Origin of the sequence: Pseudoalteromonas sp. JC3, from assembly GCF_030291895.1 — a bacterium.
Classification (GTDB): Bacteria; Pseudomonadota; Gammaproteobacteria; order Enterobacterales; family Alteromonadaceae; genus Pseudoalteromonas.
In genome coordinates, this window is the sequence record NZ_CP127855.1 from 2,300,844 (window position 1) to 2,316,321 (window position 15,478).

Annotated in this window: 12 protein-coding genes; all 12 read right to left on the minus strand. The window is 42.7% G+C overall.

From position 1 onward, the window contains the following. Positions 1 to 54: 54 nt before the first annotated feature. Genes QSH61_RS09610 through QSH61_RS09665 form a run of 12 tightly spaced genes read right to left on the minus strand, consistent with a single transcriptional unit; the run spans position 55 to position 15,459 of the window. A complete protein-coding gene (locus QSH61_RS09610; protein WP_206473226.1) occupies positions 55 to 1,011 on the minus strand; it encodes a hypothetical protein in 957 nt (318 codons plus the stop codon). Positions 1,012 to 1,062: 51 nt separating this feature from the next. After that, positions 1,063 to 2,019 (minus strand): hypothetical protein, encoded by a 957-nt coding sequence (locus QSH61_RS09615; protein ID WP_206473224.1) that lies wholly within the window; start codon positions 2,017 to 2,019, stop codon positions 1,063 to 1,065. A gap of 50 nt (positions 2,020 to 2,069) precedes the next feature. Continuing rightward, positions 2,070 to 3,032: a hypothetical protein gene (locus QSH61_RS09620; RefSeq protein ID WP_206473222.1), complete on the minus strand. Its 963-nt coding sequence runs from the start codon at positions 3,030 to 3,032 to the stop codon at positions 2,070 to 2,072. Between the two features lie 51 nt (positions 3,033 to 3,083). Next, complete coding sequence (locus tag QSH61_RS09625) at positions 3,084 to 4,046, minus strand: hypothetical protein (protein WP_206473220.1); 963 nt, start codon at positions 4,044 to 4,046, stop codon at positions 3,084 to 3,086. A 51-nt stretch (positions 4,047 to 4,097) separates the two neighbouring features. Beyond that, positions 4,098 to 5,054 (minus strand): hypothetical protein, encoded by a 957-nt coding sequence (locus tag QSH61_RS09630; RefSeq protein WP_206473218.1) that lies wholly within the window; start codon positions 5,052 to 5,054, stop codon positions 4,098 to 4,100. 13 nt (positions 5,055 to 5,067) lie between these two features. Beyond that, positions 5,068 to 8,877: a toxin VasX gene (locus tag QSH61_RS09635; RefSeq protein ID WP_206473217.1), complete on the minus strand. Its 3,810-nt coding sequence runs from the start codon at positions 8,875 to 8,877 to the stop codon at positions 5,068 to 5,070. Continuing rightward, positions 8,874 to 9,896, minus strand: coding sequence for a DUF4150 domain-containing protein (locus QSH61_RS09640; protein WP_174168835.1), 1,023 nt, complete (start codon positions 9,894 to 9,896; stop codon positions 8,874 to 8,876). Before QSH61_RS09640 ends, QSH61_RS09635 begins: the two co-directional genes overlap by 4 nt. Next, entirely contained in the window at positions 9,893 to 10,795 is a 903-nt protein-coding gene (locus QSH61_RS09645) for a hypothetical protein (RefSeq protein WP_206473215.1), read from the minus strand. Before QSH61_RS09645 ends, QSH61_RS09640 begins: the two co-directional genes overlap by 4 nt. After that, a complete protein-coding gene (locus QSH61_RS09650) occupies positions 10,785 to 11,825 on the minus strand; it encodes a DUF2169 family type VI secretion system accessory protein (RefSeq protein ID WP_211200958.1) in 1,041 nt (346 codons plus the stop codon). The genes QSH61_RS09645 and QSH61_RS09650 overlap by 11 nt, the downstream gene beginning before the upstream one ends. Continuing rightward, positions 11,812 to 12,963, minus strand: coding sequence for a hypothetical protein (locus tag QSH61_RS09655; protein WP_206473213.1), 1,152 nt, complete (start codon positions 12,961 to 12,963; stop codon positions 11,812 to 11,814). The genes QSH61_RS09650 and QSH61_RS09655 overlap by 14 nt, the downstream gene beginning before the upstream one ends. 17 nt (positions 12,964 to 12,980) lie before the next feature. After that, positions 12,981 to 13,403, minus strand: a complete 423-nt coding sequence (locus tag QSH61_RS09660; RefSeq protein ID WP_174168832.1) for a DNA-3-methyladenine glycosylase — start codon at positions 13,401 to 13,403, stop codon at positions 12,981 to 12,983. A gap of 16 nt (positions 13,404 to 13,419) precedes the next feature. Next, positions 13,420 to 15,459, minus strand: a complete 2,040-nt coding sequence (locus QSH61_RS09665) for a type VI secretion system Vgr family protein (protein WP_174168831.1) — start codon at positions 15,457 to 15,459, stop codon at positions 13,420 to 13,422. Positions 15,460 to 15,478: the final 19 nt, after the last annotated feature.

The window sequence follows — 15,478 nt, forward strand, 5'->3', positions numbered from 1 at the left end:
AATGAATGCGCGCTTTACTAACGCCTTGCTCGTACCTACTTTGACTTTTCGTCGTTACCACACTTCCATGCGATTTACTTGGCAGTCATCTGCATCAAAGTACTTTTTCATCACCTCTGGAAATGGACCATTGCCATGAGCATTCCTATTCTTTTTAAACGTATACTCCATAGCACTGTGATAGTACTCGTCAATTGGTTGAGTAATATCCATAAACCTATTCATTTGTGACCAATCGTGAGCATCGCCACCTCCTGCAATACCTATACGATTTCCAAACCAATAGTGCTCGGGGTATTTTCTACAACTTAAGTAACCCGTTTGCATCGATGCGCTGCCTCGCATATTTTTTACTTCTGGACCAACAACATACTCTAGGTCTTCTATGGGGATATAAAATGGCTTTCTGAATAAGGTGTAGGGCGTTCTTACCAGTCCGGTATGACGGTTAAACTCGATTGCATCCACAATACGAATTGCATTCCCTATTTTGTGCATTATTAAAGGGAATGCAGTCAGTAGAAACAGCCCCAACCATGAATGCCAAGCTGGCATACTGTCGTCTGTCATACTTACCCCTAACAGACAAATCCCAATGATAGGGCCTAATACCAACCCATGTAGCCTAAGGGACCATAATCCCGGTGAGCGCGGTACGGAAACAACCCGACCATCGCATTGGCTAGGGTAACTTACGCCACTAAAGTCGTCTCTCGGTGCAAATGCGTCTTTACAGGGTTTTGCTTCTTTAAACTTACAGCCGTTTAGTTCTTCAGCCTTGGCTAAGCGTTCCTTATAGCTTAAGTTATGGAGGTAGTCTTTTGATAACGCATCATAAAAATTTCCCTCTCTAATATATTTTAACCTTCGTTCTGAGTACCTTTGCATTTCCTCCAATTCTTTTTTCTCAGCTTCACTAGCTTCTTCTTGATAATATCTCTCTCTTCTTTTGTCGCCTTCTTTGATGATTTCTTCAAGTTCTTCTTGAGTCATCTCTTCAATCTTTTTCATCACCAATTCCTTTTAGTCAACCACTAGAAAGCACTTGTAATGATTAACGCCCTACCACACTTCCATGCGATTTACTTGGCAGTCGTCGGCATCAAAGTACTTTTTCATCACCTCTGGAAATGGGCTATTGCCGTGAGCATTCCTGTTATTCTTAAACTGGATTTCCATAGATTTGTGATAGTACTCGTCAATCGGTTGAGTAATATCCATAAACCTATTCATTTGTGACCAATCGTGAACATCACCTCCCCCTGCAATCCCAATACGATTTCCAAACCAATAATGTTCTGGGTATTTTCTACAACTTAAGTAACCCGTTTGCATCGATGCGCTACCTCGTGCGTTCTTTACTTCTGGACCAACAACATACTCAAGATCTTCTATGGGGATATAAAATGGCTTTCTGAATAAGGTGTAAGGCGTTTTTACCAGGCCGGTATGGCGATTAAACTCTATTGCATCAATAAAACGAATTGCATTCCCTAATTTGTACATTATTAAAGGGAATGCAGTCAGTAAAAACAGCCCTAACCATGAATGCCAAGCAGGCATACTGTCGTCTGTCATACTAACTACTAATAAACTTATTCCAGCCAAAGGACCCCATACCAATGAAAGCAATCTAAGTGACCATAGCCCTGGAGAGCGCGGTACGGAAACAACCCGGCCATCACATTTACTCGAGTAACTTACACCGCTAAAGTCGTCTCTCGGCGCAAATCTGTCTTTACAGGGTTTTGCGTCTTTAAACTTACAACCGTTTAGTTCTTCAGCCGTGGCTAAGCGTTCCTTATAGCTTAAGTTATGAAGATGATCTTTTGGTAGTTCTTCATAAAAAATACCGCTAAGACGGTAACCTGTTTCTCTATCTATATATGCGTCAGTTTTTGCAAAGTCTTCTTTTTCTTCTTCGGTAGCTTCTTCGCGGTATTTTCTGTTTCTTTCTTTAGCCCTTTCTATTAAATAAATATCCCGTTCTTCTTGAGTCATCTCTTCAATCTTTTTCATCAACAACTCCTTTTAGCTGACTACTAGAAAGCACTTGTAATACTAACCCTCTACCACACTTTCCAGCGGTTTACTTGGCAATCATCAGCATCAAAGTACTTTTTCATAACCTCTGGAAATGGGCCGTTAAAGTGGGCGTTCTTATCGAGCTTATAGTGATACTCCATAATTTCGTAGTAGTACCTATCTATCGGTTGGGTAGTGTCCATAAACCGATTTATCTGAGCCCAATCGTTTAGGTTTCCACCATCACCAAGTCCAATCGCGTGACCAAACCAAAACTTTTCAGGATATTTTCTGCAACTTAGATAACCCGTTTGGAACGAGCCGCCACCTCTTGCGCTTTTCACCTCAACGCCCACCACATATTCAAGGTCTTCTATTGGGATATAAAATGGTTTTCTAAACAGGGTGTAAGGTGTTCTCACCAACCCGGTATGACGATTAAACTCAATGTTATCAAGAAACCGTAAAGCGTCAGAAAATTTAAACAACAAGAAAGGCGTGATGAAAAGACCAGCCAAACTCAAGTATAAATAGTCTACTGGAAATACATCAACCAGTGTCAGTACAATCAACATAAACCCAGCAATTGCGGACAATATGGTGATTACCATTCGAAAAAGTATTAAGCTTGGGTGACGAATTACCGCAACTTTTTCACCGTCACAATTCCAAGCACCAAAGAGGCGTGTAGGGCCATCAAAATCGTCTCTCGGCGCAAATGCGTCTTTACAGGGTTTTGCGTCTTTAAACTTACAACCGTTTAGTTCTTCAGCCTTGGCTAGTCGTTCCTTATAGTTTAAGTTATGGAGGTAGTCTTTTGTTTGTTCTTCATAATAAATACCACTTCGACGATAACTTGTCTCTCTAGCCAAGTATGCATCTCTTTGTGCTTTCTTTTCTTTTTCTTCTTCAGTTGCTTCTTCTCGATAATATCGCTCTCTTTCCTTCGCTTTATTTGCCAAATAGCTATCCAGCTCTTCTTCAGTCATCTCTTCAATCTTTTTCATCAACAACTCCTTTTAGCTGACTACTAGAAAGCACTTGTAATGATTAACGCCCTACCACACTTCCATGCGATTTACTTGGCAGTCGTCGGCATCAAAGTACTTTTTCATCACCTCTGGAAATGGGCCATTAAAGTGGGCATTCTTATCGAGCTTATAGTGATACTCCATGATTTCGTAGTAATATTCTTCTATCGGTTGGGTAGTGTCCATAAACCGATTTATCTGAGCCCAATCGTTTAGGTTTCCACCATCTCCGAGTCCAATCGCATGGCCAAACCAAAACTTTTCTGGATACTTTCTACAACTTAGATAACCCGTTTGGAACGAGCCGCCACCTCTTGCACTTTTCACCTCAACGCCCACCACATATTCAAGGTCTTCTATGGGGATATAAAATGGTTTTCTAAGCAAGGTGTAAGGCGTTCGCACCAACCCGTTATGGCGATTAAACTCAATGTTATCAAGAAACCGCAAAGAGTCAGAAAATTTAAACAACAAGAAAGGCGTGATGAAAAGACCTGCCAAACTCAAGTATAAATAGTCTACTGGAAATGTATGAACCAGTGTCAGTACAATCAACATAAATCCCGCAATTGCAGACAATATGGTTATTACCATTCGAAAAAGTATTAAGCTTGGGTGACGAACTACCGCAACTTTTTCACCGTCACAATTCCATGCACCAAAGAGACGTGCAGGACCATCAAAATCATCTCTCGGGGCAAACGCGTCTTTACAGGGTTTTGCGTCTTTAAACTTACAGCCATTTAGTTCTTCAGCCTTGGCTAGTCGTTCCTTATAGCTTTGATTATGGAGATGATCTTTTGATAGTTCCTCAAAATAGATACCACTAATAAGGTATTTGCTCTCTCTATCAACATATTCACGTATTTCTTCTCTTACTTTTTTCTCTTCTTCTGTGGCTTCTTCTCGATAATATCGTTCTCTCTCCTTCGCTCTCTCCTCTAAGTAATCGTTTAACTCTTCTTGAGTCATCTCTTCAATTTTTTTCATCAACAACTCCTTTTAGCTGACTACTAGAAAGCACCTGTAATGATTAACGCCCTACCACACTTCCATGCGATTTACTTGGCAGTCATCTGCATCAAAGTACTTTTTCATCACCTCTGGAAATGGACCATTGCCGTGAGCATTCTTATTCTTCTTAAACGTATACTCCATAGCTTTATAGTAATATCGGTTGATTGGTTGAGTAATATCCATAAACCTATTCATTTGTGACCAATCGTGAGTATCGCCACCTCCCGCAATACCTATACGATTTCCAAACCAATAGTGCTCGGGGTATTTTCTACAACTTAAGTAACCCGTTTGCATTGATGCGCTGCCTCGCATATTTTTTACTTCTGGACCAACAACATACTCTAGGTCTTCTATGGGGATATAAAATGGCTTTCTGAATAAGGTGTAGGGCGTTCTTACCAGTCCGGTATGGCGGTTAAACTCGATTGCATCCACAATACGAATTGCATTCCCTAATTTGTACATTATTAAAGGGAATGCAGTCAGTAAAAACAGCCCCAACCATGAATGCCAAGCTGGCATACTGTCGTCTGTCATACTTACCCCTAGCAGACAAATACCAATAATAGGGCCTAATACCAACCCATGCAGCCTAAGAGACCATAATCCCGGTGAGCGCGGTACGGAAACAACCCGACCATCGCATTGGCTAGGGTAACTTACACCACTAAAGTCATCTCTCGGCGCAAATCTGTCTTTACAGGGTTTTGCGTCTTTAAACTTACAACCGTTTAGTTCTTCAGCCTTGGCTAAGCGTTTCTCATAGCTTAAGTTATGGAGATGATCTTTTGGTAGTTCTTCATAAAAAATACCACTCCGACGATAAACTAATTGTCTATCAAAGTATGCGTCTATTTCAGCATCCTTTTTCTTTTCTTCTTCCGTAGCTTCTTCACGGTTATATCGTTCTCTTTCCTTAGCTCTTTCCTCTAAATATTCGTTTAACTCTTCTTGAGTCATCTCTTCAATCTTTTTCATTCTTCGTTTCCTTCTATCTTATTGGCGGCCTTTCAGGAAATCTGAACTTTTGATTTAATCTGGATAGTTCTTTAATGTATCTAACCCCATTCGTAATCAAATAACCATCGTCTTTTTTGGTCACCACCGTTGGTAAAGAGTACAACTCAGTTGCACTTTCGATCACTTTTTTACCTTTACCATTGGGATAGCTTTCTATCTCTATGATTAACTCGATAGAGCTACCAACTTCTAGGTTTAATAGTTCACAGAGTCTTCCTTCTGTGAACTCAAAGTAATAACCGGTTCGATTAGGGTATAGCTTCCAACCACTGCTAAGCTTGGCCAACTGATGATGATTTATCTCCTGTATTTTATCATCACCTTCTTTTGACCAATAGAAACGAGCAGAAAACCCTTCTAATTCATTGGTAAGGGGCGCGCTTACCTGCACTTTAAACACACTTAAAAATCTTTGAATATTTATCGCAGGCGAGTACAACATACTATAAAAATCGGTTAACGCATTTTCCATTTTGTGTTGCCATGTTGACGCCCGAACTGCGGATGACTTATTGCTATCGTCTTTATATTTTTGTTGTTGCTTTTTACTCCAAGGACAAGCATTTAGCCAAGCCTCAATTTCAGACTCATGAAAAATAAGCAGTAAACCAGCACCAATTAAGACAATCAATAAACCCAATAACCCTAGCGCACTTGCAATAGCGCCAAATGTTGCGACTGCACCAACACTTAAGGCGGAAATTAAATGTGTTGCAGCGACTAAGCTTGCCGAAGCGGTTAGTGACAAAAAGCCCACCATCATTGTCATATTGGCATAATATAATGCAGTATCTCCGCTTTCCTTTTCTAACATCGCATCCTTAAACGCAACATAAGCGCTAACGGCAGCGGCAAGTAGGGAAACCGCGTTTGCTGTAAAAACCAATACCCCTCTTAATACGACCATGCTTGAAACATGCGATGCTGAGTTTTTCAATATGGCGTTTACTTGCCTAGGGGTTGGTAATCCAGCTTTTTTTTCTACCACATTCGCACCGATATTGATCATAATATCGGCAAAATCAAGAATTGCAGAGGCTTTTGTAAGTCCACTTGCATTGGCATTTTTCATTGTATCGAATAAATTAACTACCTCTAATGCGGCGACAAAAGATAGTGCGCCGTTTAATGCTATATTGTAAACCTGAGGTTTTACGCTGAATTTTGAGAGTCTCTCCAAGGAGTCCACTTCTTTTTTAACACTATCCAGTTCCCAGTTTTTTCCATCAATCTTACTTTCAAGTTTTGAGACTCTTTTTTCTGTATCTAAAAGTTCGAGATCGAGCTTTTCAATCTTACTCGCATCCAACACCAATACTTTTTGCTGTAAGCGTTTTTGTGCAAATTCGGCTTTTATTTTTTGTCGCTGCAGTGTTTTTTCAATTTCACCCAACGTGCCGTCTAGAGACAAAATATGATCTAACTGTTGCTGAACAATCTGTCCCCCACCCAACTCAGTTCTGACATAAGGGTGTGCTACAAGATTCTTCTGATGACTATCAGCAAACGCCTCTGCCGCTTTCTCCAGCTCATTCAGGCGCTTAGATGCTCGTTCAGCTTTTGACTGAAAATCCAGTGGTAAAAATCCGTCAGGTAAATTGCCATCTAAATAATCTGCAATAGACAGGTTAATCTCTTTTATCAAACCATTTGTCGAAACATCTACCAATTGCTTAAATCGACCAAAGAGATCCCCTCTGACACTGTTTTCAAATCTAGCTGATTTTGCATACTCTATAGAGCTTGACAATGCACTAAGCTCTCTCTTTGCATTCGTTAGTTGGTATTGCACATTGGAGGCAGTTTTTTTGATATCACGTAATGCTTGCTCTTGGCGTTTTATTTGTAAGTCTAGCTGTGCCACTACTGAGTCAGGATTCATCCCTCCTGCAACAGCCGCATTTAAAATTTGGTTACGCGCTTTAATGTAAGCATTAATTTCCGCTTGTTTAGCTTCAATAGAGCGCTCTAGTGCCACTTTTTCATCTTTTAGTGCATTTGTATCAAGCGCTAGCGTTTCTGCTTTAGCTTTACGGTCTCCGTATACCGATTTAATATCCTGCCCTTGCGCTGCATTTAATCCAGTTGGCACCTCGAGACCAATCACCAAGAATCCCCACATCGCCTGTGAGGCTCTTCGCAGTACTTGTATTACCGCATCTGTATATGATGCGTCTTGGTCATGTAAGGGCTGCAAGTTATCTTGCATAAGCGTAAGATCAAAGCGCGTGTCAAACTCGTCGTTTGAACCTTTAAGACGGCACTCATACGCTGTCATCTCATCCTTTATCTTTTTAGGATAGAGCAGCTCAATTAATCTTAGCCTTTCAGTCGGATGCGTCCCCATCACTTTTAGCCAACACTCTTGCCCTACGTCATTCGCATCCAATTCATCTAACTTTTTGAAATCATCGTCTGACACCGCAAAATGACTGATCAGGGTAATGGTTAAGTCCTTCATTGGGCCGAGTACATCGGAGCATACTGCGTATAGTAAGCACCGGCGTATATCATCGTAGTAGGCATAGTCTTCAATGGAGTAATAAAAAGAATTGTTTTTTTGCTCGTCGCTCATAATCTCAAAGAGCTTCGCTTTTGATTGATTAATTTGCAGACCGAGTTCAAAGGCGCGGTCAGTGTGAAGATATTTTCTAAATTCAGTGGTGCTGAAGCTATCTTCTATATACTCCCGATACTGCTGTGCAAGATCCTCAGCGTCTTCATCAACTTCCACTCCGAGCGCCTTCTTCTTTTCTATTCCTTTTGGATAGTGAAAGAAAGTGCTCTGAATTGCAGTTGCTAACGAATGCTTTGCCAATTGGTTTGGACTAGGTTCAAAACGTTCTGTGTTTGACTCTGATTTAAATTCAGGATCTTGTTGTATTGACGTTACCGGAAGGCTTAACAACTCCTTGCGATATATCGCAACTCTGGCACTGGTGTCACGGGCTAACCCTATACTGTCGGCTAGTACCGGTACATACACACCTGACATATCTGGAACAGGTAAAACTAGGTGATCGGGTAATGTCGAATTATCGTAACCCTGCTTAAAACTTGCCAGTTTATCGAGTTTTTGCATTCTGTTGGCACGTCTGTTGGTCGCTTGGTCTCCGTTAAGACCGGGCTTTACACTTGGTCCATAATTTAAACGCGGATCCGTTTCAGCCATACCGCCAAATGCTTCAATTTGCTTCCAGCTCCATTGCGTTTCTGAATAAGCAATTTCAACACTACACTGTTGACCATACAACTTGTTTGGGACGATGATGGTACTGAGCTCTTCTGTAGTGGCTTTTCGCTCACCTTTGTCAACCATCTCAAGTGCTAATTCTGTATTGTCTACACTACACTCTTTGCCATAGTTATCTTTTTTATAAGAATATTCAGCAACACGAATAACTTTATGACCCTTTTGAAAGGCTAAATTGACATCTTTAAACGCGACACCTTCACCATTTTCCCTTGGAAGTACTTCCAGCTCTCGCCATAAGTGTCCGTCAACGTAAATATAGATAAATCCTTCTCTTAGCTGATCTTCTCCGTCTATCCCCATTCTCAACGGATAAATATGGACCAACTCCACTTCTGTATCTTGTGCAGTGTCATTCGCCGAAGAAGTACCAAGTGGTATTTTGTAGTATCCCGAGGTGCCAAGATCTGGGTTAGTATCAGCAACCATCAAAGACACTTTCTCTTGGTCGTTTGCTAGCCCTTCAAAAACCAGCTCTCTGTGAGCAGTTTCAAGATTCGTTAAGTCTGGTACTGTAAAATCACTCATCCTAGTTTCACTCCATCCTTGTAATACTCTTTACCTGATACGCTTACTTTTAACTTTTTACTTCCTGATTTATCGGGGGTTGCATCTCTTTTCGCCACTGACAGTGAGCTAGGGGTCGCACCGCCCGGTTGATTCAAGGGAGAAGGTGGCGTGTTTTTACTGTTAGAGATCATAAGATCTCCTTGGCGCACGGCGGGTTTTCCTTCGATATACACATCAAAAGAGCTGGTAATAAACTCTGCTTTGCCTTTGATTGTGCCACTGGCAATGCCTTTCTTTTTACCGGGTTGATCACCGGTGCTTTTTGAAAAGTTACTTTTGATATTTGCTGCGGGATTGCCATTGATTTTTACTGAGCTTGCCGTGCTCGCTGCATCACCTGATTTGGCGAGATTGCTATAAGGGATTGGCACAACAACTTTACCAATCTTAGTCCAGCACACATCTATGGTATTTAGCATGCCACCACTGTCTTTATGAACTGCGGTGCGACCATTAATTAATACGTTTTGGCCGCTCACGATACCGACTTGCTGTGCTTCGCTATCTGTGTCTTTTTCGATTTGTTCCTCAGTGCCAGCTTGCCATCCTATTTTGCGCTCAACCAAATCTAAAAATGCCCGAGCGTTGTCAATGGGCATGTGCATATCCATGCCAGTCTCTGGCTCTTGATGAGGTAGAATTGGCTCGTTTTTTTCATCGTTCCACTTAGGCGGTGGGACAATATAGTCACTGGCAAACTCGGTTATCATTTCACCCAGCATCATATCGCCATATTTAGCGCGCGCAATCTCATCTATAAATGCGTTTTCACCGCTGGCTTTGTCAGGAAATACGGCTATCCCATTTACACAGCCAATGGCGCCATTATTTTTCGCTGCGATAGTAAGCTTTAACAATGCAGGATTATTATGTCGCCACGACACACTCCCGCCTACTCGAAGCGTCGCAGACATGGCATCTTGATCGTACTGAATCGAATCTGGCTCTTTTCCTTTTACTGCCGCGATAAAGCTCATAACACACTCCTTGTTACTGAGATTAATTGTGGTTTTTCTTGCTCTGTGATCAGCCACACTCTGTCAATATGGCTATTTAACGGGTTATGTAGATAACTACTGGCAACCGCAAGTCCCATTGCATTATGGCCAGCGCCAATATACCCAATGGTATTTGCAGTGTTGTTTAGCTCTATTAACGCGTCATACTCTTGGTACAAGGCGCGGCTGGCATTGAGCCATTCTCTTTGCCACTGCTCACTGAGTAAGCGGGTCGAAATATAAGGCTCGTTTATCTCCGCGTGCAGCTCTTTTAATAGCTCACCTAAGCCGCCCTGATATGCTTTGGTTTGGCATGAAGTCTTACTAGCGCTTGTACCAAGCAGTACGCAACCGCCTTCACTTAATACAATACCTTCAGGGCCGCCAACAACTTGTAGCTTGCCTACCCAGTTTGGTTTTGACGCTTCATCATAACCAACGCAACTATCTACAAATACATAGAGACTATTTGGCGAGAGCGAATCAATATCAAGCGTTTTATGCAACTGAATATCATCAACGTTCAGCTCAATATGGTCACAAAGCGTCCTAACATCAGACACTTCGATATATGGCTCTTCTGATTTTGCGTAGCCAGTAATTAGATTAATGGTGCCGTCCCACGCGTTGGCACTGCCATCAAGCCGTTGCTTAGTCTGGCTTAATAAAGATTCTAGAATGGTTAAACAGCGGTCTTTACGTAACGTGACCGAGATCTCTTCGATTTGTGCGCGCAAGTATGGCGCGTCGAGGCTTATATCGTACCTAACAATGGCTTTGCTTGGCGAGCAAAAGCGCATGTTATTTGCGACCGCGGTATATAAAGCACTAGGATGGTTACCGGCTGGGGTTTCTAGCGCGATTAATTCAAACTGCATGTGCCACTCCTTGAGTTTGTGCCACTTCGACTAAGAACACGCTGTTACTGCCTGTTTGGCTCTTTTTTACCCTTCCTCGCCATATTAATGAAAACTGCTGTGTTTGCGAGTCAATTACCAGCGTATCACACTGCATATCAATAGGCGTGGCGTCTGGGCCATTAACCAAACGACAGCGAGGTACGATTCTGGGCAACGTTAGCTTTAGGCTTTGTCCATAAGGTAAATCTGGCGTCAAGCCCATCATGTCAATCCACCAGCCATCACTAAATGGGTTTGAAGTTTGTTGGTCTTGCGGTGCGACTTGATAATGCGCAGCAGGGACTGCTGCTTTAAATGGGAACTTGCCCGCTAAAGCTTGGGATTCGTCAACCTCAGGAAGTTTATCCACCCTTGGCGACCAAAATGGTGGGATCGCTGCAAAGCTTGCAACCGCAGTGTCGTGGCTCGGCTTTTTTAATACCTGATTAGCATACTCCACTTGTGGCAATGGCTGGCCTTTCGCTTCTTTATTTTTGAGCTTATAACCACGACCGAGGGGATTTTGGGTAGAAACTTGTTCTTCATCCGACGGACTTGTGCCGCCATAGGCAAGTTGATAATTTAATACACAGGACGATAATACTTGTGGATCGCTCGCCACGGGCCCGAATAGCGATCGCTTCCACACACGCTCACCAGTAACTCGAAGTAATTTATCAACAAATACCCTGTCGTTACAGCCGAGTTTTAGTCCAACTTCAATCACTCGCGCTTGCTTGTCGGTTGGTGGAAAACAGGTCAATTCGCCGTATACTTCAAAACCGGTTTTATAGGGCTGAACTTCGCTAACGGCGGTTAGGCAGGCTTCAAGCCCTTCACCGTCGAAGTCATCAGCAAGTACAACAGGCGCTCCAGTTGGATCGGGATACACATTACCATTTACGTCGTATTCAAAGTTTTGCTTCACAGCGATGACTACGATGGGATCTTTTTCCTCATCCCAAGCCTCAACCGTGCTACTTTGCCACTCGGATTCATTCACTAGCATGGTTCAACTCCTGCTTTACTGATTGCCATTGAAGATAAGCCATCGGCATGTAAAAAAGCGCAGCGCCAAGTGCATGCGAGGAAATTTTGGAAAGCTTGCGCTGTATAGCAAGGCCAGCCAATCCCTGTTGTAACCAAGCCGCTGGCTCAGAGACTTTACGCCCTGCGAGTTGATGTTGGGTATTTGCTGTAATTAAGGCTTGGCGTTCGTATTCTGCTTGCTTAAAACTGGGTAATTTTTGCGATTTTTGAGATTTAATGCCAGTTTGCGCATCACTTATTGCGAATTCTTCAGGCAAGTCGAGATCGGTGATTTGTTTCCACGCCTCGTAAGCCGGACGAGCGGTACTGGGGGCTTCGAGTAACTTAACTAGATTTTGTAACGAACGGGTATGAGAAAAGTACGGAAATACTTCTGCAATGTAGCTTGGATTATGCTGACAATAAAGTAAGCATGGTTCATCCCATTTTGGCTCATCGAGTAAACCTGCCAGCTGCAATAGTTTTGCTTTTAGCGCGGCATCATCGGTCATCGCAAACCGCTTCACTAAGTGCTCTGAAAGTTGCTCTGTATTACACAGCCACATATTCACCAATGCCGTGTAGGCAATTTCAGGGTTGCTATGTTCAAGTGCGGCCATGAGTTGGTGGCGCGACAAGTTAGCCGTACTAAATGCTAAATAGATAAGGCTCGTAGGCCAATTTTCATCTGTTGATAAAATTCGCTGTCTGAGTGCATCACCAAAATCAATGCGCCATGCTGACAAGTTATGAATGAGCAGCTCAGCAAGCGCAGGCTGGCTGTTAATCGCCGTGATGATTTCACTAGCTTGGGCTTCAAGCGCTCTTGTCCCAAAAAGATGGTTAATAAGTAACAACAGCTGAGGTGAGTCAATCTCTTGGGTTAACGTAAATACATCATCAATCGACCCATGCGCGATACAATCTAGTTGGGAGCGATTTATCCAGTGTTCTTCGTCCGTCGCAGCTAAGGTATACACATGATTTAATAGTTGTTTTTCAAGAGCATGTAAACGCCCAGTCTCAACTACTTGGCGTGCATTAAACTTTTGATAATGACGCCAAAGCGACTTGAGTTGCTGACGGTGAACGGCCAATTTGGTTGCAGCTAAAAACATAGTCACACCGTATCAGCTTAATTTAATCGAATTGGCCAGCCTTGGAGGCTGAGATCTTGCTCAATATCGGCGTTTAACAGTTTACCTTCAAGCTGTATCTCACCATTGCCGTTGATCGCAATGCTGCCATTTTTGGTTTTGACACAGACTTCTTGCTCGCCATTTAACACCACGGTGCCGTTGTTATTTGTCACCGACGCCGCCGGAAAGTCTTGCGGTGCAGCTAAGCGACCAATAACGATAGGCATTGCCACGCTATGTAGCAACACTTCATCGTCAATACTTACGCGTGTCACACTGTCTAATTGACCTTTAACCTTCATTTCTACATTAGATCCGTCACACTTCACTCGTAACACTTTGCCTAATTTATCAATGGCAGATACACGCCATACGATGTTACTCAACGATGGTGGAAATTGTACGACATTGGTTTTCATAGACTTTGCTCCCTGCTTAGTTATGGCTAATTGCAGAGCCAGACACTGAAATGTTGCTGGCGCTTAAGTTCAAGTTGTTCGCATCAATGGTAATATTACCTGCCGCATCAATTTCTATTTTACCGCCGCCTTGAGAAAGCTGAATTGAGCCGCTACCTTGGCCAACGATAGAAATGTTTCTATCGGCATTGATGGTCAAGTTACCATTTTGCGCCGCAAGCTCGACGTTACCGTCAACACTGAAGTAACTGATGTCTTGCGCGGCCTCTAGATTAATGGATTGCTGCGCTTCGAATTGAATATTGCTATCAGCAGACTGAATTTTAATGTCGGTATCTGCGGTGAGTTGAATAGCCTCTTTGGCATTGATCTCAATATTGGACTCAATACTTTGGATATAAACAGCATCTTCTGCGCGAATGCTTATTTCTTTGTCGGCTTGTGCCACAATATTCGCTTGTGATTGCAGCGTCATCGCTTCTTTCGATTTAATATCGATGTAACCTTTTTTGGTTTCAAGCTTGATAAATTCGCTACCTTCAGTGGCATTAAATTCGAGTATATTTTCTTGCGATTTGGTGAACAATTGAATTTTCTCTTCGCCTTGTTTGTCATCCATCAACAAGGTGTTTTCTGCCTTTGTCACCAATTTATTTTCAGTGGCATTCTCTGCAGTTACCGGGCTTAGCGCTTCATCGTTAAATAGTGCACCGAGAATAACTGGCCTGTCTAAGTCACCATTTTCGCCCGCCACCATAACCTCAGTTCCTTTGTTTAGAGGAAAGTGTATGCCGTGCCCGCCAGGTCCACCATAGTGCTGCATAAGTCGAGTCGGTTTACTCTCTTCCCCTTCACCATCTTGGTTAAATGGCAGCTTGACTTTATAGCGCCCTTTGTCATCCACTTCTTGCTCAATCGTGGCATTAAACGATGCAAAGACCTTTTTACGCTTAACCACAGGCGCTTTAAACTGCACATCAATTGGGATGATCGTCGCTTGGTTTTTATAGGTTAAGCCTTTTACCTTGGAGCCATATTCAACGCTGCCACCTTGACAGCCTTTATGAGCAACAGACACCACTAAGTAACGACCGCTGTAATTAGGGTGATCGGTTATGGTTAAAGCGACACCTGGACGAAGCGCTCGACAGTCAGTATCGATTACAAAAAGATTTCGCTGACAATCAATACTTTGCTGGTGCACTTTGGTAAGTGCATCGCCATCTCCTTCAGTCATGAAGTTTTCAGCGAATATACTGTCTTCACCAAAGCCGCCAACCTCTGTTTGATTATTGCTATTTACAGACAGTGCGCAGCCTTTTTCATAGTCTTCGTCATACAGCCTAAAGCCGCTATTTAGTAAACTCGCTTTTTTAGAAAAGGCAAAGACAGACTCGCTCGGTCTTACCTGTCCGGTGGGTGACGCATAAGGCAAAGTGATCTCTTCCATCTCTGAAGAAAAATCACTGCTGCTGGCAAATACCGATAGGTTGGCTTGGCTACCCGTTGACTCTGTGCTGCCGTAAACAAAACCGTAGCGGCGCATTAGACGCGTTACAAAGTCAAAATCACTTTCATCATACTGTACTGTCATAGCAAGGGAAGGTGATGATGCCTTTAGTTGCAATTTTCCTGACGGGAACCCAGCCTTGTCTAACACACTTTTAACGATGGCATCCGCAGACATGTCGGTAAAAACGCGATTAGATCGTTGATGCTTGAGCAACACCAAAAGTGATTGAAAGGATAAGGTATACACGTAGCCTTGATGACTGCGACCATGGCAGATATATTCGGTAATAATCCCCGAAACCGTTCTGTCAGACATAGCCCATGTAATGGAAAATGTAACATCTTTACCAATCACTAGATCAGGCTCAATTAGCTCTTCACTTAACACCTCAATATCGAAGCGGTAGTCGCTGCATAAGCTGTCATTCTGTGATTCAAAACTCAATACTTTAAATAAACTCCCAGACAACCCCGCAATTTCGATTGCAAAGTGACTCTCGTTTGCCTTAGGTAGTTTATCGGCAAGTGATGCGAACATTTCCATTTTTGTCTCCTTACTCGTA